This is a genomic window from Cupriavidus sp. H39, assembly GCF_050271075.1.
Classification (GTDB): domain Bacteria; phylum Pseudomonadota; class Gammaproteobacteria; order Burkholderiales; family Burkholderiaceae; genus Cupriavidus; species Cupriavidus necator_B.
In genome coordinates this window covers 2,243,388-2,263,790 of sequence record NZ_CP189846.1, presented here as the reverse complement: position 1 = coordinate 2,263,790, position 20,403 = coordinate 2,243,388, and the positions used below count along the sequence as shown (strand labels likewise).

Sequence of the window (20,403 nt, the reverse complement as noted above, 5' to 3'; positions counted from 1 at the left end):
GGAGCGTGGCCTTTATGCCTCGCGCCGCGCCAGTGCCAGGAACGCCCCCAGGCCCAGCATCGTGACACCCGAAGCACGGGTCATCAGCCGTGCGCGCGCCGCGCGCGCGGCACCCGACTTGAGCAGCCGATGCGCGGCGAAGACCACCACCACGTCCACCAGCGTGTTGAGCGTGACGCAGATGCAGCCCAGCAGCACCAGTTGCGATACGGCCGCCGGGCCCGGCGCGACGAACTGCGGCAGGAACGCCAGGAAGAACAACGCGGTCTTGACGTTCAGCACCTCGACCATCACGCCATCGAGCAGCGCGCGGCGCACGCCTCGCGACGGCACTGCCGCGACCGTTGCGGGCGGTTCCTTGCGCCACAGCAGTCGCACGCCCAGGTACACCAGATAGGCCGCGCCCAGGTACTTGAGCACGCTGAATGCGACCGCGGACCGGGCGATAAGCAGCGACAGGCCTGCCGCTGCCGCGAATACATGGAGCAATCCGCCAATGCCGGTGCCGAGGCAGGAAGCCAGGCCCTCCGGCCGCCCGCCGGCCACCGTCCGCGCGATGACATAGGCGATGGCCGGACCGGGGGTAATGGCGAGTACGACAGCGGCGATCAGGAAGGGGATCAGCGACATGGTTCGGGGTTCCTGGATGGCGGAGCAGGATTGCAGCGATACCGGATCAGACCGCGTTGCGCATCGACTGGGCCAGGTCGTGGTGGCCGCGCGTGTCGAGCGTGTCGGCCGCGGCAACGCGGTCGCGCGCGTCCTTGTTCTGGCTGAGCTTGACCTTGCCGACCAGCGACGTGACGGCGATCTCGATGCCGACGATGCCGTGCAACAGGGTGTCGAGGTACTCGGGCGGAGCGTCGCCCATTTTCCACGGCCGCGGTTCGGGCGCCTCATGCCGCCGCGTCAGGCGCGCGACCAGCCCGCGCACGAAGCGCTCATCGTCGCGCACGGTGAGGATGCCGTGCGCGTGCACCACTTCGTAGTTCCAGGTCGGCACCTGGCGGTGCGCCTCATGCTTGCTGGGGTACCAGTTCGGCGAGATATAGGCCTCGGCGCCGCGGAACACGACCATCACGGGCGTGCCCGTCGGGCACCGCTGCCAGACCGGGTTGGCCCGCGCCACATGAGCGGTGAGCACGCCGCCGGCGCCGGCGCCGGGATCGAATTCGAACGGGATATGGTCGGCATCGAGGCCGTGCTGGCCGTGCGTGACCAGCATGCCCAGCGGGTGGGCGTGGATGATGCGGGCGAGCGCTTCGGGGCGTGGCTCGGCGAAATGTTCGGGTATGTACATCGCGGGGTGTTGGGGGCGTTCGGATGCTCGATACTGTCGCCGACAACTGGCACAATCGGAAGAACCAGTTTCCGGGAATTTAAATGGGCCAGTTTGACCAGCCAGCCAGCCGCCGGCCCGGCGCCACAGGCGCGGGACGCCGTATCTACGACCTCCTGCGTGCCCAGATTGCCGACGGCACGCTGCCGCCGGGTGCGCCGGCGCCATCCACACGTGGCCTGGCGGCCGAGCAGGGGGTATCGCGCACCACCGTGACCGCTGCCTACGAGCAGCTGGCGGCCGAGGGCTTCCTGGTCACGGCCAGGGGCCGGGCAGCCCGGATTGCCAGTCCGCTGGCGGCTCCCAGGCTCGCCAGGCCGGCTGTCGCGCGCCGCGCCCGGGCGGTGCCGGTGCTGTCGCAGTTCGGCCGTCGCGTGGCTGGCCTGGCCCTGCCGCCGCCGCCGCCGGAACCGGTTCGCTTCGATTTCCTGTACGGCGCGGTGGCCTGGCGGGACTTTCCGGCGCTGGCCTGGCGGCGCGCCTGGCAGGCCGAGCTGCTGCGCCAGCAGGACAAGCTGTGCTATGCCGCGCCGGAAGGCGAGGCGTCGCTGCGGCGCGCGCTGCAGGGCTATCTGCGCCGCGCCCGCGGGCTTGCCTGCGAGGCGGAACAAATCGTGGTGGTCCATGGCTCGCAGCAGGCCATCGACCTGTGCGCGCGGCTGTTGCTGGATGACGGCGATGGCTTTGTCTTTGAAGACCCGGGCTACCTGATGGCCCGGCGTTGCTTCGAAGCCACCGGCGCCAGGTGCCTGGCGGTCCCGGTGGATGGGCATGGCATGGATACCGCCAGCCTTCCCGCGGACGAGCGGGTGCGGCTGGCCTACGTGACGCCGTCGCACCAGTTCCCGCTGGGCGGCGTGCTGCCGATCGGCCGGCGCCAGGCCCTGCTGCAATGGGCCCGGCGCCATGACGCATGGATTGTCGAGGACGACTACGACGGCGAATTCCGCTACGGCCAGCGCCCGATTGACACCCTGCGCGCGATCGACGCCGATGGCCGCGTCATCTATGTCGGCACCTTTTCCAAGGCGCTGTCGCCGCAGCTGCGCCTGGGCTACCTGGTGCTGCCGCCGGAGCTGGTGCCGGTGTTCCGGCAGGCCAAGCGGCTCGCCGACCGCCACGCCCCCGTGCTGGAGCAGCGCGTGCTGGCGGCGCTGATCGACAGCGGCGCCTATGAGCGCCACGTTCGCCGCATGCGCCGCGAGCACGAGCGCCGCCGCGCGGCCCTGCTGGATGGCATTGCGCGCCACCTGCCTGGCGATGCCGAGGTCAGCGGCACGGCGGCGGGGCTGCATGTGGTGCTGTGGCTGCCGTCGCTGCGGCCACAGGACGAGCCGGCGCTGGTGGCCGCCGCGCGCCTCCACGGCGTGGGCGTTTACCCGGTATCGGCGCTGTACGCCAGGCCGCATGGGCGCGGCCGGCGCCGCGCCGCCGGCCTGGTGCTGGGCTACGCCAGCCTGGCGGTGGCGCAGATAGAGCAGGGCGTGCGCGCGCTGGCCACGGTGGTTGCGTCGATGGCGCCGTGAACCGGGCGGTGCGCGCAGCCCCGCCCACCGGGCGTTTCTGCCAATGACATTGAACAGAACGGCAATTGGCCCGCCTGGCGCGACGCTCTAAGGTCTGTCGAAAACGGCCGCGTCCGGCGCAACAGCGCACCGTGCGCCAGGACCGGCAATGACAACCAGGAGACAGCGCATGGCAATCACAAAGCAAGGCAGGTGCAGGCGCGTGCTATCCGCCGTGGCAAGGGCCATGGTGGCAGTGGCGATCGCCGCGGCGGCGGTGCCGGCCGCGATCGCGGCAGGGGATTTCCCGGCCAAGCCGATCGAGTTCTGGATTCCGTTCCCGCCCGGCGGTCCTACCGACGGCTCGCTGCGCACGCTGCTCGCGGCCGCCGGCAAAGAGCTCGACCAGCGCGTGGTGCCGATCAACAAGCCGGGCGCGGGCGCTACGCTGGCGGCCCAGGTGATGTCCCAGACCGCGGCGCCGAACGGCTACACGCTGTCCATGGTCGCGGCCAACATCTTCCGCATGCCGCACCTGCAGAAAACGCCATACGATCCGCTCAAGGACTTTACCTACATCATCGGCCTGACCAACTACCGCTATGGCCTGGTGGTGCGCGCGGACGCGCGCTGGAAGACGCTGGAAGAATTCCTGGCCTACGCCAAGGCCAACCCCGGCAAAGTGACCTACGGTGCCGTCGGCATCGGCAGTTCGGGGCATATCTCGATGGAAAAGCTCGGCCGGGCCGCCGGCGCGAAATTCACCTTCGTGCCCTACAAGGGCGGCGCCGAGGAAATGATGGCGCTGCTGGGCGGCGACATCGATGCGGTGCTGGATCCGGGCTGGGGGCAATATGCCGTGGCCGGCAAGGTGCGGCCGCTGGCCATCGTCGGCGACGCGCGCTTTGCCCGCTTCAAGGAGGTGCCGACCCTGAAAGAGCGGGGCTACGACATCAGCGCCAGCTCGCTGGTGGGCATCGTCGGTCCCCGCGGCATGGACCCGGCGGTGGTCAGGAAGCTGCACGATGCGTTCTTCCGGGCCGCGCAGGACCCGGCCTATCTGCGCTCGCTCGAGGCCATCGACCTGGAGCCGGTCCACCTCAACAGCGCGGACTACGCCAGGTTCGCGGCCGAACAGTTCGAGCGCGAGAAACGCGTGGTGCAGCAACTGGATATCAGTCTCCAGTGATCACCGTGCGGCTGGTTGCACTGACTTAGTGCGACCAGTCATGCCGGGGCACGCGCGGCTCCGGTTATCGCCGCTTCTTTGGTACGCTGGCGGTATACCTGCCGCTGCCATCCCTGCATGCACCTGAGCGCCGGTGACTATTGCACTCCACGGCTGGCCGCGGCCAAAGGAGTGACCATGCAAGAGCTGACCTTTAGCGCCCTGCTATACCGCTATTTTTTCTTCGGCTGGCTGTTCCGGGACGCGAGCCGGGGCAACCGCGCCGAACGCGCGCGCGCCTGGCACTTCAACCAGGCGCGCGCGCATTGGCTGCTCACCTACATGCGGCGCTGGCTCTGGTGCGGCGTGTTCTTCTACGGGCTGGGCAGCGCGGTGGAGCTGATGCTGTCCGCGCCGGCCCTGTCGGCGCTGTTCTATGTGCCCGGCGCGCTGTGCGTGCCGGTCAATGTGGTCATCGGGGTGCTGTGGGTCGGCCTGAAGACGTTGCCGGGGCCGCTGTAAGCCGTGCCGGCACGCTGACGAAGCCGAAGTAGAATCCCCGGATGTTCCCGACCGCGATCGCGCGGGAGCGCGTCCCGGCGTGCTCCGCTGCGATCCTCTCCGTCCATGCGCATCCCACCCGTGAAGGCGATCATTGCCTTCGAAAGCGTCGCCAGAACCAAGAGCGTCAGCCGTGCCGCGGAGGAGCTGGGCCTGACCGCGTCCGCGGTCAGCCACCAGATCGGCAATCTCGAAGATGCGCTCGGGCAGGCGCTGTTTTTCCGGCAGGGGCGCGGGCTGGTGCTGACGCCCGTGGGCGCGCAGTACCTGCGCGATGTCACGGGTGTGCTGGCGGACCTGAACCGCGCCACCGAGCGCGCTTCCAGCCCGGCCAACATCGAAATCCTGCGGGTTCATTCCAGCCCCAGCTTTGGCCTGATGTGGCTGTTGCCGCGGCTGGAATCGTTCCAGGCCGACAATGGCGACATCCAGTTGAACCTGTCCTGTTCCTATGAGGATGTTTCGTTTACGAGCGGGTATTACGACGTGGATATCCGCCACGGCTATGCGCACTGGCGCGATATCGAGGTCAGGACGCTGCGTCGGGAAACCATTGTGCCGCTGGCCGCGCCCGCTTACCTGGCGAAGCATCCGATCGCGTCGCCGGCCGACCTGCTGGCGCAGCGCCTGATCTATTCGGAGTCGCCGCTGGTCCAATGGCAGCAATGGTTTGCACGGTTCGGCGTGGGAGCGGCCCACAAGACCTTCGACTTCACCTTCGACCGCTCCTACATGTCGCTCGAGACCGCGGCGCTGGGGCTGGGGGTGGCGCTGGAAAGCACCCTGCTGGCATCGGTCCTGATCCGCAAGGGCGCACTGGTGCCGGTGTTCGACGACGCCCACGCCATCGAGGTCGGCAGCCACCATCTGGTCTATCCGCCACAGAACGCGGCGCTGCCGCGGGTTGCGCGCTTCCTGGCCTGGATGGAACGGCAATTGCCGGCGCCTGCCTGAAGCCGGCAGGCACTGCAAGTGCGGCTGGCGCCGCCTGGTTGCGGTTCGCGCCGGCAATTGCCTGAAAATTTCTCAGCAATGGCTGAGCCAGACCGCGTTGATCGGAAGGCTCCCAGCGACAAAACTCGACCCATCGATTCCAAACTCAAAGGAGACAACGATGCTGGTCGAGAACAACGTAGTCATCATCACCGGCGCCGCCTCGCCACGCGGCATCGGCAAGGCCACCGCCAGGGCATTTGCCGCCGAGGGCGCCGCCGTGGTCATCCTCGACCTGCGCCTCGAAGACGCCCAGGCCGCCGCGGGCGAACTGGGCGACCAGCACCTCGGGCTGGCGTGCGATGTGACCGACAAGGCCGCCTGCGAGCGCGCGGCGCAGGCCGTGTTGCAGCGCTATGGCCGCATCGACGCGCTGGTCAACAACGCCGGCATTACCCAGCCGGTATGCACCCTCGATATCCAGGCCGCCAACTACGACGCCGTGCTCGATGTGAATCTGCGCGGCACGCTGTACATGTCGCAGGCGGTGCTGCCGCAGATGCGCGCGCAGCAGCGCGGCAGCATTGTCTGCATGTCGTCGGTGTCGGCGCAGCGCGGCGGCGGCATCTTCGGCGGGCCGCACTACAGTGCCGCCAAGGCCGGCGTGCTGGGGCTGGCGCGCGCCATGGCGCGCGAGTTCGGGCCGGACGGCATCCGCGTCAACGCGATCACGCCGGGCCTGATCCAGACCGACATCACCGGCGACAAGCTCACGCCGGAGATGCGCGCCGACATCATCAAGGGCATCCCGCTGGGCCGCCTGGGCAACGCCGCCGACGTCGCCAACGCCTGCGTGTTCCTGGCCAGCGACATGTCCGCCTACCTGACCGGCATCACGCTCGACGTCAATGGCGGCATGCTGATCCACTAAATTCAAAGGAAGCCGCCCGACAGAGGTGGCGCCTTCAACAGCCGGTGCGCCGCAGCGCGGCGCCACCAGGCAGGAGACAACGATGAAGACCAAATACGCGGCTTCGCCCATCGGCGGCGAAGCGACGCTGCACGCCGATGCCGCCAGCTTCGAGACCCGCACCTACGCCAAGGTGGTGAAGCGGCTGATCCCGTTCCTGATGCTGTGCTACCTGGGCGCCTACCTGGACCGGGTCAATGTCGGCTTCGCCAAGCTGCAGATGCTGGGCGACCTGCAGTTCAGCGAAACCATCTATGGCCTGGGTGCCGGCATCTTCTTCCTGGGCTATTTCATCTTCGAGGTGCCGAGCAACGTGATCCTGCACAAGGTCGGCGCCAAGCGCTGGCTGGCGCGCATCATGCTGACCTGGGCGGTGATTTCGGCGTGCTTCGCCTTTGTCACCACCCCGACCCAGTTCTACGTGCTGCGCTTCCTGCTGGGGGTGGCCGAGGCTGGCTTCGCGCCGGGCGTGATCCTGTACATGACGTACTGGTTCCCGTCGGAGCGGCGCGCCAAGGCGCTGTCGATGTTCTTCATGGCGATCCCGCTGGCTGGCATCGTCGGCGGGCCGCTGTCGGGCTGGATCATGCATGCCTTCCACGGCGTGGGCGACCTGGCCGGGTGGAAGTGGCTGTTCCTGATCGAGGCGCTGCCGTCGCTGTGCCTGGGCGTAGCGATCCTGTCCTACCTCGACAACGGCATCGACCAGGCGCACTGGTTGAGCGACGCGGAGAAAGCGCTGCTCAAGCGCAATATCGAGAGCGACAACGCGCACAAGACGGAACACATGTCGATCCGCGCCTTCATGGGCGACCGCCGCCTGTGGCTGATGGCCGCGATCTACTTCTGCGTGGTGCTGGGCCAGTACGGGCTGACCTTCTGGCTGCCGACGATCATCCGCAAGGCCGGCGTGGCCGATCCGCTGTGGATCGGCATCTACACCGCGCTGCCATACCTGTGCGCCATCGTCGCGCTGCCGCTGGTGGGCATGAGCGCCGACCGCCGCCGCGAGCGCCGCTTCCACCTGATCGTGCCGATGCTGGTCGCCGCCGCCGGCTTTGCCACCTTGCCGCTGCTGGGCAGTGTCAGCGCGTCGCTGGTATGCCTGTGCATTGCCGCGGCCGGCATCCTGGCCTCGTCGTCGCAGTTCTGGGCGCTGCCCACCGCGCTGCTGGGCGGCATGTCGGCAGCGGCAGGCATCGCAGCGGTCAACTGCGTGGCCAACCTGGCCGGCTTCTTTTCGCCCGCCATCGTGGGCTGGCTCAACGACCTGACCGGCAAGTCCACCGCGGGGCTGGTGTTCATCTCGGCCACCGTGGTCTTCGGTGCCGTGCTGGTGCTGAAGGTTCCGGCCAGGTCCGTGAACCGCTGATGCCCCTTCCTTTCCTGAAATGATGATCCGACCGATTGCTGGAGACACCATGCAACAAGCCACCACCGACAAGGCCGTGTCCTTGCGGGAACGCGCCTACCGCATCCGCCGCAACGCCTTGCTGATGGGCGAAGTCCAGGGCCAGGGCTATATCGGCCAGGCGCTCGATATCGCCGACGTGCTGGCCGTGGCCTATTTCGATGCCATGCGCTACCGGCCCGAAGACCCGGAATGGGAAGGGCGCGACCGCTTCCTGCTGTCCAACGGCCACTATGCCATCGCGCTGTACGCGGCGCTGCTGGAGGCCGGCATCCTGCCCGCCGAAGAGCTGGAGACCTACGGCAGCGACGACAGCCGCCTGCCGATGTCGGGCATGGCCAGCTACACGCCCGGCATGGAAATGTCCGGGGGCTCGCTGGGCCAGGGCCTGACCATCGCCGTGGGCCGCTGCCTGGGCCTCAAGCGCAAGGGCTCCGGCAATTTCGTCTACACGCTGTTCTCCGACGGCGAACTGGACGAGGGCGCGATCTGGGAGGGCATCCTGTCGGCGGCGCACTGGAAGCTGGACAACCTGATCGCGATCGTCGACGTCAACAACCAGCAGGCCGACGGGCCCTCCACGCAGGTCATGGCGTTCGAGCCCCTGCTGCCCAAGCTGGAAGCATTCGGCTGGTTCACGCAGCGAGTCGATGGCAACGACATCGACGCCGTCGCCGCCGCCTTTCGCGCGGCGCGCGAGCACCGCGGCGCGCAGCCGCGCATGATCGTCTGCGATACGCGCATGGGGTGTGGCGTGCCGTTCCTCGAGCAGCGCGAGAAGAACCACTTTATCCGCGTCGATGCCCACGAATGGCAACTCGCACTGCAGGCCCTGGAAGCCGGGAGACAAGCATGAGCAATACCACCATCACCACCACCAATGCCAAGCCGAAGCTGAAGACCTCGGCCATGATCGCCTCCATCGCCGGTGAAGGGCAGGCCACCCGGTCCGCCCCGTTCGGCCACGCGCTGGTGGAGTTGGGCCGCCACAAGCAGGACGTAATCGGCATGACCGCCGACCTGGGCAAGTACACCGACCTGCATATCTTTGCTCAGGCATTCCCCGAGCGCTATTACCAGATGGGCATGGCCGAGCAGCTGCTGATGGGCGCCGCCGCCGGCTTCGCGCATGAAGGGGCGCAGCCCTTCGTCACCACCTACGCGGTGTTCGCGACCCGGCGCGCGTACGACTTCATGCACCAGGCCATCGCCGAGGACAACCTCGACGTGAAGATCGTCTGCGCGCTGCCCGGACTGACCACCGGCTACGGCCCCAGCCACCAGGCCGCCGAGGACCTGGCGCTGATGCGCGCCATGCCCAATATGACCGTGATCGATCCGTGCGACGCGATCGATATCGAACAGATGGTGCCGGCCATTGCAGCGCACAACGGCCCGGTGTATGCGCGCCTGCTGCGCGGCAACGTGCCGGTGGTGCTGGACCAGTACGACTACAAGTTCGAGCTTGGCAAGGCCGCGCTGCTGCGCGACGGCGCCGAGGTCCTGGTAATCTCGTCGGGCATCATGACCATGCGCGCGCTGGAGGTGGCCAAGGCGCTGGAGCAGGACCGCATCGGCGTAGCGGTGCTGCACGTGCCGACCATCAAGCCGCTGGATACCGAGACCATCCTGCGCGAGGCGCGGCGCAACGGCCGCCTGGTGGTGGTGGCCGAGAACCATACCGTCATCGGCGGCCTGGGAGAAGCCGTGGCGGCCACGCTGATGCGCGCCGGCGCCTGCGTGCCATTCCGCCAGGTCGGGCTGCCGGACGCGTTCCTGGATGCCGGGGCGCTGCCTACGCTGCACGATCGCTACGGCATCTCGGCGGGCGTGATGGCGGACACGATCAGGGGCTGGCTCGCCTAGCCAGGGCTGGCCAACGGACTGCCTTTCCCTCTGCTATGGTTAACAGGCCTGTCCGTCACGCGCGGCACCGGTGCCGCTGCCGCGTACGACGGGCCACGGCGACATCGCAACCAGGGAGAACGGCATGAAACCCGGCAAGCTAATCGTGACGGCGGCGCTTGCCGCCGCTTGCGCCGCGTCCGTTACGGCGATGGCGCAACCCGAGACCCGCGTTGACGCTGTCTCCGGCGTGGGCGCGTCGCGCACCACCGGCACGGTCAAGGCCACGGCCACGGTGGTGGCCATCGATGCCGCCACGCGCACCATTTCCCTCAAGGACGAGCAGGGCAAGGTCACCGACGTGCAGGTGGGCGACGACGTGCGCAACTTCGCGCAGCTGCGGGTGGGTGACGCAGTCACGGTGGAATATACGCAGGCCTTGTCGGTGAGCCTGAACCGGCAGAGCGGCATTCGCTCCAGCACCGAACGCGAGATTGCGGACCGGGCGCCGCCCGGTGCCAAGCCCGGCGGCATGGTCGGACGCGAGGTGACGGTCACCGCGGACGTGGTGGCGGTCGACACCAAGACCGGCATGGTCACGCTGAAGGGACCGCGGGGCAGGATGGTGGACGTCCATGTCGCGGACCCGAAGCAGCTGAAGGCGGTCCGCGCCGGCGAGCAGGTGCAGGCGGTCTATACCGAAGCCATTGCGATCTCGGTCACGCCGCGCAATGCGCGCTGATTCGCCGGCTACAGCACGCGCCCGAACCACCACAGCGACAACAGCCCCGCGCAGGCTGCCAGCAGCGCGCCCAGCGCGGCGAACAGCGCAGTGATCTCGACCTGGCTGCGCTTGTCGAATGCCAGCCGCGCGTTCAGCGCCCGGTATACCCGTTTCAGTTCGGCGGCGTCTTCCAGGCGGAAGTACTCGGCGCCGGTGGCGTCGGCGACTTCCTTCAGCACTTTCTCGTCCAGCCTGACGCGGGCCGACCAGCCGTCGACCGAGAGCACCACGCCTTCGGGCGTGCCCACGCCCACGGTATAGATGCGCACGCCCTGCTCGGCGGCAAGCTGTGCCGCCCGCAGCGCGGCCGGGCCGGCGTTGCTTTCGCCGTCGGAGAACAGCACGATCGCGCCGGAGGTATAGGAGCCCGGCTTCACCGGCTCGGTGTCGGCGGGTGGATTGGCCAGGGCCCGTGGTTTTCGCGGGGGCGGGGTGTCGTCGTTCATCAGCCGCTCGGCATCGGGCGCGACCTGCGGCAGCAGCGTGGTCAGCGCAATCAGCAGGCCATTGCCAAGTGCGGTGCCGCCTTGCGGCTGCAGCCGCTCGATCGCGGTGGTGACGGCTTCCCTGGAACGGGTGGGTGCCTGCGCCACGGCAGCGGTGCCGGCCATGGCGACCACGCCGACGCTGACGCCGGCGGGCTGCGCGTCCATCAGGATGGTGGCGGCCTGCTGCGCGGCGCGCAGGCGGCTGGGCTTGATATCCTGGGCCCGCATGCTGCCGGACAAGTCCAGCACCATCACCACCGTCTCGATGCGCGAGGGCAGCATCATCACGGCCTGGGGCCGTGCGATCGCCGCGATCAGTGCGGCCAGCGCCAGCAGGATCAGCACCGGCGCCACGTGGCGGCGCCAGCCTGCGCCGCTGCGGGTGGCAACGCCCGCCGTCTTCAGCGCCGGAAAATGCACGGCCGAGTGCCGCCTGCGCCGATCGAGCCAGACATAGCCCGCCGCCAGCACCCCGACCAGCGCGAACAGCCACAGCATGCCCGGCCATAGGAAGCTGAACACGGGCAGGCGGCTGATTGCATCGATCATGCCGCCCCCCTGGCGATGCTCGCCGCTTTGGCGCTGCCTTGCTGGCGCCGGCGCTGGCGCGCGAAGCTCAGCAGCGCCAGGTCGAGCCGGGCGTAGGTCGATAGCGTCAGGCACGCCACCCCGGCGCGCGCGAAGGCCTGGCGCAGCTCCGCCTCGCGCGCCTCGGCGGCGGCGGCAAAGCGCTTGCGGAAGGCCGGGTCATGGGTGTCGACGAACAGTTGCTCGCCGGTCTCCGCATCCTGCAGCACCACCAGTCCCAGGTCGGGCAACGCCGTTTCCAGCGGATCGACCAGCCGCACCGCGACGACTTCATGGCGCCGGGCCAGCATGCCCAGCGACGCCTGCCAGCCCGGCGCGCTGATGAAATCCGACACCACGAACACCACCGAACGCCGCCTGGCCACCGCGCGGGCGCGTTCGAGCAGGTCGCGCAGGCGGGTGTCGCCCGGCGAGGCGGCGGGCGTGGCGCGCATGCGGTGCAGGAGGTGCAGCAACTGGCGGCGCCCGGCGCGCGCGGGCACCACCGTGGCGGCCACGTCAGTGGCGCCGCCATAGAGCACGGCGCCGACCCGGTTGCCATAGCGCGTCAGCAGCAGCGCCATGACGGTGGTGAAGTCGCTCAGCAGGTCGCGCTTGCGCACGCTGCCGGAGCCAAAGTCGATCGATCCGCTCAGGTCCAGCAAGAACCAGGCGGCCACTTCCCGGTCTTCCTGGTACTCGCGCACATGGGGCGTCTGCAGCCGGGCGGTCACGTTCCAGTCGATGTGGCGCACGTCGTCGCCGGGGTGGTATTCGCGCAGGTCGGCAAGGTCCAGGCCGAAGCCGCGGAACAGCGTGCGGTAGTCGCCTTGCAGCAGCCCGTCGAGGCGGCGCACCACGGTCCATTCCAGGCGCCGCAGCAAGGCGTCGGTCTGGCTCGCGCCGGCGCCGGCAAGTGCTACGCCGGATGGCGCGCCAGAGGCGACGGCCCCGGGCGCGGTGTCCGGGTCGTCGCGGCGCTTAGTCCGCCGCCGCCCGAACATGGGATTCCATGGGCCGCTCGGGAACCGGCAGCGCCTGCGAGATGCGGGTAATGAGCTGGTCGGCGGTCACGCCGTCGGACATCGCCTCATAGGACAGCGACAGGCGGTGGCGCAAGACGTCCGGCACCAGGTCGGTCACGTCTTCGGGCAGCGCATAGTGGCGGCCGCGCAGATAGGCCAGCGCGCGCGCGCCTTCGATCAGGCCGATGGTGGCGCGGGGGCTGGCGCCGAACGACACGTAGCGGTCCAGGTCAGCCAGGCCGTAGTCGCCGGGCTTGCGCGTCGCCGCGACCACGCGCACCGCGTACTGGACCAGGCTGGGATCGACATACACCTTGCGGCAGGCCTCCTGCAGCGCGGTCAGGTGCTCGGGCGTGGCCACCGCGCTCACGCTGATGCGCGGGCCGGTGACGCGGTTGACGATGACCACCTCTTCCTCTTCCGACGGGTAGCCCACCAGCACCTTCATCATGAAGCGGTCGACCTGCGCCTCGGGCAGCGGGTAGGTGCCTTCGGTCTCGATCGGGTTCTGCGTGGCCATCACCAGGAACGGGGCGGGCACGCGATGGGTCTCGCCGGCGATGGTGACCTGCTTTTCCTGCATGACTTCCAGCAGCGCGCTCTGCACCTTGGCCGGCGCGCGGTTGATCTCGTCGGCCAGCAGCAGGTTGGCAAAGACCGGACCGCGCACCGTGGAGAACTCGCCCGTGCCCTGGTTGTACATGCGCGTGCCGACCAGGTCGGCCGGCAGCAGGTCCGGGGTGAACTGGATGCGCTTGAAGGTGCCGCTCATGGTCCGGGCCAGCGTGTTGACGGTGAGGGTCTTGGCCAGCCCCGGCACGCCTTCCACCAGCAGGTGGCCGCCGGACAGGATCGCCACCAGCACCCGTTCGAGAAAATGGTCCTGCCCGACCACCACGCGTTTCACCTCGTACAGCAGGCGTTCCATCAAGTTGGCGCTGTCGGCAGCGCCCCGGGCTTGGTCGTTCATAGGTCCCCGCGTCAGAAAGGAGAAGATCCGATGGCTACGCCGGCGCTTTCGATCGTGGTGGCAAAGCCGATGCCGATGAAAGTGCCGCTGTTGCCGGGATTGAGGATGGCGGTGACGATCCCCACCACCTCGCCGTTCATGTTCACCAGCGGGCCGCCCGAGTTGCCCGGATTGACCGCGGCGTCGAACTGGATCAGCTTGTCCAGCGTGCGCTTGTTGTCCGGCGCGACGAATTCGCGGTCCAGCCCGGATACCACGCCGGCGGACACCGACGGGCCGATGCCGAAGGGAAAGCCCACCGCGACCACCCCGGAGCCGGGTGCCAAATCACGGCTGGACCCCAGCGTTGCCGCGGGCAGGTCGTCAGGGATCGACTTGGCCTGGATCACGGCGAGGTCTTTCTCGGGAATCGCCTGCAGCAGGGTCGCCTCGGACGTGTGTCCGTCATGGAAGGTCAGCTCCAGCCGGCGCGCTCCGGCGACGACGTGGAGGCTGGTGAGGATCAAGCCGCGCTCGGTAACGACCACGCCTGAGCCGATGTGGCGGGGTTCCGGCTTGCTTTCCGCGCCGTTGCCGGGCGAGCGCTCGTTAGGCAGGGGCGGGACGGTCGGGGCCGGAGGCGTCGAAGGCGAGGACTCGGGCGGCGTGCCCGGCCCGTCACGCCCGGCCTGCGGCGCGGAAGCCGCATCGGCGGCTTTCTCCGGCGCGGGGAAGTTGCGGATTTCGACCACCGATTCCCGCACGGCCTCGGCGGCCATGGCGGTGCGGGAGGGCAGGGGTTTGGTCTCGAGCGTGTGCAGCACGGCCGCGTCGATGTCCTTCTGCGTCAGCGCGCGCGGCCTGGGCTGCATGACCCATGCCGAGCCCACCCCGGCGGCGAGCACCAGCGCGACGGCCGTCGAGACCCATCCGTAGATCGTCACCCGTTTCATCGCTGCCCCCGAGGTCCCGTCCCGCCGTGGAAAATACAGTACCATCCTCTTACCCACGCGCCAAGGAGCAGGGCATGCAGTTTCTCTGGCCGCAGATGCTCTGGTTGCTGCTTGCGCTACCGGTGCTGGCAGCCGCTTACCTGTACCTGCTGGCGCGGCGCAAGAAGGCCGCGGTGCTGTATGCAAGCCTTGCATTGCCGCGGGCCGCGCTGGGCCCGCGCCAACGCCTGCGGCGCCACATTCCTCCGTTGCTGTTCTTCTTCGCGCTGGCCGCGGCGCTGCTGGCCTGCGCGCGCCCCACCGCCACCATCACACTGCCGGCCGACACCGTGACCCTGGTGCTGGCGATGGACACCTCGCGCAGCATGGAGGCCACCGACGTCCCGCCCAACCGCATCAGCGCCGCCCAGCAGGCCGCCCGCGACCTCGTCGTGGGGCTGCCGGCCAGCGTGCGGCTGGGCATCGTCTCCTTTGCCGGCACCGCGGCGGTGGTGCTGCCGCCCACCGACAACCGGCAGGACATGCTCGACGCCATCGAACGCTTCCAGCTGCAGCGCGGCACGGCCACCGGCAGCGGCCTGTTCCAGGCGCTCGCGGTGCTGTTTCCCGAAGACGGCATCGATCTCGAAGTGATTCTGTTCGGCAGCCGCTCGGACCGCGCCGGACGCGGCACATCGCTGGACGAGGCCGCCGCGGCGGATGCCGCGCGCCGGCGCGAACAGAACCAGCAGGCGGCGCAGCCCGGCTCATACCGGCACGGCGCGGTGATCCTGCTTAGCGATGGCCGGCGCACGACCGGCCCGGATCCGCTTGACGCCGCGCGCGTGGCCGCCCAGCGTGGCGTGCGCGTCTACACCGTCGGCTTTGGGTCGCCGCAGGTCACGGGCGCGCCGGAATCGAGCCTGTCCTACTTCATGCAGCTCGACGAGCCGGCGCTGCGCGCGGTCGCCACCATCACCGGCGGCGAGTATTTCCAGGCGGGCTCGGCGGCCGACCTGACCCAGGTCTACCGCCAGCTCAGCGCGCGCTTTGCGCTGGAGCGCAGGGAAACCGAGCTGGGTGCTTTCTTCGCCGCCGGCGCGGTACTGCTGCTGGCGGCGGCGTGCGGGCTGTCGATGCTGTGGTTCCGCCGGTGAGGGTGCGGTAGCGGTGACGGCGGGGAACTCCCGCCGCGCGTGGTGGTGACGGCGACGGCACGCAGCTTGCCGGACTTGATGAAGGGCATGGCCGACGGCATGGAATCGAACATCCGCTGGATCTGGCCGCCCATCAGGTCCGTCAGCGCCGGGGCGCTGCCTTTGTATGGGACATGCTGCATCGGCACCTTTGCCGCCAGCTTGAACGATTCGCCGGCGAGGTGCTGGGCCGAGGCATTGCCCGCCGAGCCGAAGTTGAGCGCGCCGCCCTCGCGCCTGGCATAGGCGATCATCTTTGGCTGGATGCCCCGGCGTCGTGAGCCGGCGGCGGCGTGGCGGCAAGCGCGGCTACTTCTCCTGCATCTTGGCGGCCTTGACGATCTCGCCCAGGCGCCGCCGTTCCGCGTCGACGAACTTGACGAAATCCGCGCGCGTGCCGCCGACCGGCTCGATGCCAACTTGCTTGAGCTTGGCTGCGGCGGTGGGGTCTTTCATGGCTTTGTCGACCGCCGCGGCGACCTTGTCGAGGATCGCCTCGGGCGTGCCCTTGGGCGCATGGACGCCGGCCCAATGCGCGATCTGCAGGTCCGGGAAGCCTTGCTCCACCGCGGTGGACAGTTGCGGGTAGGCCGAGATGCGCTGCGTCCAGGTGGTGGCCAGCGCCTTGAACTTGCCATCGTGCAGGATATGCGGCAGGGCGATGATGCTGGCTTCGGACGTCCCTTCGACCTGGCCGCCCAGCACGGCGGTGGTGCTTTCCGACCCGCTCTTGTAGGGCACCGGCTGCAGCTTCGCGCCGTACTTCACATTCAGGATCTCCGCCACGAAATGCGGCGTGCTGCCGGTGCCGGCGGTGGCGAAATTGAAGCCGCTGCCTTTTTTCGAGGCCTCGACGAAGTCGCGCAGGTCCTTGTAGGGCGCGGTCTTCGGCACCACGATGACCGAAGGCGCCAGCCCGATCATGACCACGGGCACCAGCGCGTCATCCTTGAACGGCATGGACTTCTTGATCATGCTGTTGGAGATCACCCCGGCGGCGCTGATCAGGAAGGTGTAGCCATCCGGCGCGCTCCTGGCTACCAGGTCCGCGCCCACGGTGCCGCCCGCGCCGGGCCGGTTCTCGATCAGCACGGTCTGGCCCAGCGCCTTGCTGGCGCCTTCGGCGGCCGCCCGTGCCATCAGGTCATTGGCGCCGCCGGCGGCGAACGGCACGACGAAGCGGATGGGCTTGGCCGGCCATTGTTCCTGCGCGCCGGCCGGGCTGGCAGCAATGAGGGCTGCCGCGACCAGCAGGCCCAGGCGGAATCGGTGTGGCATCGTCATGTTATGTCTCCTGGGGTTGTGAAGCGCCGGCGCGGCTTGCCTGCGCCGGCAGGGATGAAAGGGCGGGCTGCGTCTAGCCCGGCTCGGCCGGCGGCGCCGTGGTGCCGCGCTGCACCAGCGCTACCGGCATTTCCGTCCGTCCGGGCTCGAGGCCTTCCTGCAGCCATCGCAGCAGTGCCAGCGCGGTTTGCCGGCCCAGCTCGCTGCTTTCCAGCGCAATGGTGGTCAGCGCGGGGGTGACCTCGGCAGAAATCGGCAGGTCGTCGCAGCCGACGATAGACAGCTGCCGCGGTACGTCCAGCCCGATGGCGGCGGCCTCGAACAGGCAGCCGAGCGCGAGCACGTCGTTGCCGCAAAAGATGGCCGTCGGCGTTTCCGGGGCATTGGCCAGCACCGCACGCAAGCCGGCCCGGCCGCCGGCGAAGGTGTACGGCTGCTCGCAGAGGGCGCCGGCGGGCAGCGGCGCGCGCAGGGCGCGCAGCGTGCCGAGGAAGCCTTCGGTGCGCAGCCGCGCGCGGTCGTTATGGGCGCCGATGCCGGAGATCATGCCAAGGCGGCGGTGGCCCAGGTCAAACAGGTGGCGCGCGGCCTGCGCGCCGATCTCGAAGTTGTCGAAGCCGATGCACGGGTACTGGTTCGACAAGGACCAGGTCAGCATCGTGCGCGTGCCGGATTGCCGCAGTAGCGCCATCGTTTCGGGGGAATGGTCGGCGCCGACCAGCACCATGGCATCGACCGCCCGCTCGGACAGGGCCCGCACCACGTCGGTCTCGGTGTCCGGATCGTAATTGTGGGAGCCGAGCAGCAATTGGTAACCGCTGGCCGCCAGCACGCCCTGCATGCCCTGGATCGCATGGGAAAAGATGGCGTTGTCGAGGGTCGGCACCACCGCGGCGACGGTGCGTGAACGGCCGGACGCCAGCGTGCGCGCCGACGCATCCGGAACATAGCCGAGCGCGTCGATGGCCTGGCGCACCCGCAGCAAGGTGTCTTCCCGCACCAGCGCGGGCGATGACAGCGCGCGCGACACCGTCGCCATCGATACACCGGCAAGCTTCGCCACGTCTTCAAGTCTGGTCCGCCGCACGTTTGCTGTCCTGTTTGCAGTTGCGACATTGTCACCTATCTGTGCGCTGCGGACGACTGCACATGACCGGGTTGGTGCCGGTCGCGACATTTGAGGGAAAACCCTTCCTTGCGGATTGGGGCGCGGCCACTAAGCTTTTTATGAAAGCGCTTTCATTTAATAACTGGCAGGTCGTAATTGCTGAAAAGTTTGTCTATGTGTCAGAAATGATAGCGCTTACATCAATCGCCACCCAAGGAATACAGATGATCACGTATCTGAAGCAAGCCGAAAAAACCCCGCAGACGGAAACCGCCACCGCGCAGCAAGTGGTGAACGACATGCTGGCCCAGATCCAGGCGCATGGCGAGGCTGCGGTGCGCCAGTACGCCAGCAAGCTCGACGGCTGGGACGGCGAGATCGTGCTGACCCCGGACCAGGTCCGCCAGCAGACCCGCGACGTGCCCGCGTCGGTGCGCGCCGACATCGATTTCGCGATCCGCCAGGTGCGTGCGTTTGCGCTGGCGCAGCGCGAATCGTTGCGCGAGTTCTCGGTCGGGCTGCACCCGGGCGTGACGGCGGGGCAGCGCGTGATCCCGGTCAACGTGGTGGGCTGCTACGCCCCGGCGGGCCGCTATGCGCATATCGCTTCGGCCTACATGGGGGTGGCGACGGCGAAGGCTGCCGGCGTTGGCACCGTGGTGGCGTGCTCGAGCCCGTTCCGCGGCCAGGGCATCCATCCGCACGTGCTCTATGCCTTCCAGGCCGCCGGCGCCGACGTGATCATGACGCTCGGCGGCGTGCAGGCGATTGCTTCGATGGCCTATGGCCTGTTCAGCGGCAAGCCCGCCGACGTGGTGGTCGGCCCCGGCAACAAGTTTGTCGCCGAGGCCAAGCGGTCGCTGTACGGGCAGGTGGGGATCGACGTGTTCGCGGGGCCGTCCGAAGTCGCCGTGATCGCCGACGACAGCGCCGACCCGGCCATCGTGGCAAGCGACCTGGTGGGCCAGGCCGAGCATGGCCACGAATCCCCGGCGTGGCTGTTCACCACCTCGCGCGCGCTGGCGGAGCAGGTCATGGCACGGGCGCCCGTGCTGATCGCAGCGTTGCCGCCCACCGCACGCGACGCGGCCACGGCGGCATGGCGCGACTACGGCGAGGTCATCGTCTGCGACAGCCGCGAGGAAGTGGCCGCGGTATCGGACCGCTATGCCTCCGAGCACCTGGAGGTGCACGCGCAGGACCTGGACTGGTGGCTGGCCAACCTGACCTGCTATGGCTCGCTGTTCCTGGGCGAAGAGACCACGGTGGCCTTTGGCGACAAGACCAGCGGCCCCAACCACGTGCTGCCGACCAAGGGCGCGGCGCGCTATTCCGGCGGGCTCTCGGTGCACAAGTTCATGAAGACCCTGACCTGGCAGAAGATGACGCGCGAGGCCACACGGCAGATCGGCCAGGTGACCGCGCGCATCTCGCGCCTGGAGGGCATGGAGGCGCACGCGCGCACCGCGGACGACCGCATGGCAAAGTACTTTCCGAACGCCCGCTTCGAGATGGGCGCCCCGGTGGAGGTGTGACGATGGCCCCCATGCAGAACGCGTCCGACGGTCGCGGACCCGACCTGCGCGGCAGGCAGGCGCTGGTGACCGGCGGCAGTTCCGGCATCGGCGAGAGCCTTGCCGAGGCGCTTGGCCGGGCCGGCGCCAGGGTGGTGCTGGCGGCGCGCCGCCAGCCGCAACTCGATGCCGCGGCAACGCGGCTTGATGCGATGGGCATCGCCGTCGACATGCAGGTGCTGGACGTATCCGACCTCGATGCCATTCCCGCCGCCGCAGCGGCCTTGCAGCGCCGCTGCGGCACCATCGATATCCTGGTGAATGCCGCGGGCATGAACCTGCGCGAGCCGTTTGCCAGCGTCACGCCGGCGTCGTGGCGGCTGCAACTGGACACGCATCTCGGGGCCCCGTTCTTCCTGACGCAGGCGCTTGCGCCCGCGATGCAGGCGCAAGGCTGGGGACGCGTGCTCAACCTTGCTTCGCTGCAGTCGTACCGGGCCTTCGCCAACAGTGCGTCCTACGGCGCGGCCAAGGGCGGCATCGTCCAGCTGACGCGCGCCATCGCCGAGGCCTGGTCGCTGCACGGCATCACCTGCAATGCGATCGGCCCGGGCTTTTTCCCCACCGCGCTGACCGGGCCCGTGTTCGCCGACGTAGCGCTGGCGCAGCATCATGCCGGGCGCACCTGCATCGGCCGCAACGGCGCGTTGCCGGACCTGCACGGACTGGCCGCGTTCCTGGCCAGCGACATGGCCGCGTATATCACCGGGCAGACTTTCATGGTCGACGGTGGCTACACCGCAAGATGACCGCCGCCGCGGGCG

General features: G+C 68.9%; 20 protein-coding genes and 1 pseudogene. 12 read left to right on the top strand and 9 right to left on the bottom strand.

The genetic code is table 11. The features are described from left to right. Nucleotides 1-12: 12 nt before the first annotated feature. Nucleotides 13-630: a LysE family translocator gene (locus ACOCMH_RS10640; protein ID WP_427306939.1), complete on the bottom strand. Its 618-nt coding sequence runs from the start codon at nt 628-630 to the stop codon at nt 13-15. 46 nt (nt 631-676) lie between these two features. After that, a complete protein-coding gene (locus ACOCMH_RS10635) occupies nt 677-1,300 on the bottom strand; it encodes an FMN-binding negative transcriptional regulator (protein WP_427306938.1) in 624 nt (207 codons plus the stop codon). 83 nt (nt 1,301-1,383) lie between these two features. Between ACOCMH_RS10635 and ACOCMH_RS10630 the strand changes: the two genes are divergently transcribed. The 9 genes from ACOCMH_RS10630 (at nt 1,384) to ACOCMH_RS10590 (ending at nt 10,474) form a co-directional block, all read left to right on the top strand. Further along, on the top strand, nt 1,384-2,865 hold the full coding sequence (locus ACOCMH_RS10630) for a PLP-dependent aminotransferase family protein (RefSeq protein ID WP_427306937.1): 1,482 nt from the start codon (nt 1,384-1,386) through the stop codon (nt 2,863-2,865). 169 nt (nt 2,866-3,034) lie between these two features. Next, nucleotides 3,035-4,033, top strand: a complete 999-nt coding sequence (locus ACOCMH_RS10625; RefSeq protein WP_427306936.1) for a tripartite tricarboxylate transporter substrate binding protein — start codon at nt 3,035-3,037, stop codon at nt 4,031-4,033. 177 nt (nt 4,034-4,210) lie between these two features. Continuing rightward, complete coding sequence (locus tag ACOCMH_RS10620) at nt 4,211-4,534, top strand: hypothetical protein (RefSeq protein ID WP_171513176.1); 324 nt, start codon at nt 4,211-4,213, stop codon at nt 4,532-4,534. Nucleotides 4,535-4,639: 105 nt separating this feature from the next. Next, nucleotides 4,640-5,527, top strand: coding sequence for a LysR substrate-binding domain-containing protein (locus tag ACOCMH_RS10615; RefSeq protein ID WP_171513177.1), 888 nt, complete (start codon nt 4,640-4,642; stop codon nt 5,525-5,527). Between the two features lie 160 nt (nt 5,528-5,687). Further along, on the top strand, nt 5,688-6,437 hold the full coding sequence (locus ACOCMH_RS10610; protein WP_427306935.1) for an SDR family NAD(P)-dependent oxidoreductase: 750 nt from the start codon (nt 5,688-5,690) through the stop codon (nt 6,435-6,437). Between the two features lie 82 nt (nt 6,438-6,519). Next, nucleotides 6,520-7,848, top strand: coding sequence for an MFS transporter (locus ACOCMH_RS10605; RefSeq protein WP_427306934.1), 1,329 nt, complete (start codon nt 6,520-6,522; stop codon nt 7,846-7,848). 49 nt (nt 7,849-7,897) lie between these two features. Then, complete coding sequence (locus ACOCMH_RS10600) at nt 7,898-8,743, top strand: transketolase (RefSeq protein WP_427306933.1); 846 nt, start codon at nt 7,898-7,900, stop codon at nt 8,741-8,743. Beyond that, entirely contained in the window at nt 8,740-9,753 is a 1,014-nt protein-coding gene (locus ACOCMH_RS10595; RefSeq protein WP_427306932.1) for a transketolase family protein, read from the top strand. The genes ACOCMH_RS10600 and ACOCMH_RS10595 overlap by 4 nt, the downstream gene beginning before the upstream one ends. Before the next feature lie 124 nt (nt 9,754-9,877). Continuing rightward, nucleotides 9,878-10,474, top strand: a complete 597-nt coding sequence (locus ACOCMH_RS10590; protein ID WP_427306931.1) for a hypothetical protein — start codon at nt 9,878-9,880, stop codon at nt 10,472-10,474. A gap of 8 nt (nt 10,475-10,482) precedes the next feature. On the opposite strand, the gene ACOCMH_RS10585 is transcribed toward ACOCMH_RS10590, so the two are convergent. From ACOCMH_RS10585 to ACOCMH_RS10570, 4 genes are read right to left on the bottom strand one after another with little or no spacing between them, the layout of a single operon-like run. Beyond that, nucleotides 10,483-11,553, bottom strand: a complete 1,071-nt coding sequence (locus tag ACOCMH_RS10585) for a VWA domain-containing protein (RefSeq protein ID WP_427306930.1) — start codon at nt 11,551-11,553, stop codon at nt 10,483-10,485. Then, entirely contained in the window at nt 11,550-12,575 is a 1,026-nt protein-coding gene (locus ACOCMH_RS10580; protein ID WP_427306929.1) for a DUF58 domain-containing protein, read from the bottom strand. The genes ACOCMH_RS10585 and ACOCMH_RS10580 overlap by 4 nt, the downstream gene beginning before the upstream one ends. Then, complete coding sequence (locus ACOCMH_RS10575; protein WP_427306928.1) at nt 12,553-13,566, bottom strand: AAA family ATPase; 1,014 nt, start codon at nt 13,564-13,566, stop codon at nt 12,553-12,555. Before ACOCMH_RS10575 ends, ACOCMH_RS10580 begins: the two co-directional genes overlap by 23 nt. 11 nt (nt 13,567-13,577) lie before the next feature. Next, nucleotides 13,578-14,498 (bottom strand): S1C family serine protease, encoded by a 921-nt coding sequence (locus tag ACOCMH_RS10570; protein WP_427306927.1) that lies wholly within the window; start codon nt 14,496-14,498, stop codon nt 13,578-13,580. Between the two features lie 74 nt (nt 14,499-14,572). On the opposite strand from ACOCMH_RS10570, the gene ACOCMH_RS10565 reads away from it, so the two are divergent. Then, entirely contained in the window at nt 14,573-15,634 is a 1,062-nt protein-coding gene (locus ACOCMH_RS10565; RefSeq protein ID WP_427306926.1) for a VWA domain-containing protein, read from the top strand. Nucleotides 15,635-15,651: 17 nt separating this feature from the next. On the opposite strand, the pseudogene ACOCMH_RS10560 reads toward ACOCMH_RS10565, so the two are convergent. The 3 genes and pseudogenes from ACOCMH_RS10560 to ACOCMH_RS10550 form a co-directional block, all read right to left on the bottom strand. Beyond that, nucleotides 15,652-15,927, bottom strand: a pseudogene (locus tag ACOCMH_RS10560) (tripartite tricarboxylate transporter substrate-binding protein); the annotation flags it as partial. A 55-nt stretch (nt 15,928-15,982) separates the two neighbouring features. After that, entirely contained in the window at nt 15,983-16,957 is a 975-nt protein-coding gene (locus ACOCMH_RS10555; RefSeq protein WP_427306925.1) for a tripartite tricarboxylate transporter substrate binding protein, read from the bottom strand. A gap of 73 nt (nt 16,958-17,030) precedes the next feature. Next, complete coding sequence (locus ACOCMH_RS10550; protein WP_427306924.1) at nt 17,031-18,044, bottom strand: LacI family DNA-binding transcriptional regulator; 1,014 nt, start codon at nt 18,042-18,044, stop codon at nt 17,031-17,033. Between the two features lie 245 nt (nt 18,045-18,289). On the opposite strand from ACOCMH_RS10550, the gene hisD reads away from it, so the two are divergent. Continuing rightward, the gene (hisD, locus tag ACOCMH_RS10545; protein ID WP_427306923.1) at nt 18,290-19,600 is read left to right on the top strand and encodes a histidinol dehydrogenase; all 1,311 of its coding nucleotides are present in this window, start codon (nt 18,290-18,292) and stop codon (nt 19,598-19,600) included. Between the two features lie 2 nt (nt 19,601-19,602). After that, the gene (hpsO, locus tag ACOCMH_RS10540) at nt 19,603-20,388 is read left to right on the top strand and encodes a (S)-sulfopropanediol 2-dehydrogenase HpsO (RefSeq protein WP_427306922.1); all 786 of its coding nucleotides are present in this window, start codon (nt 19,603-19,605) and stop codon (nt 20,386-20,388) included. Nucleotides 20,389-20,403 lie beyond the last annotated feature (15 nt).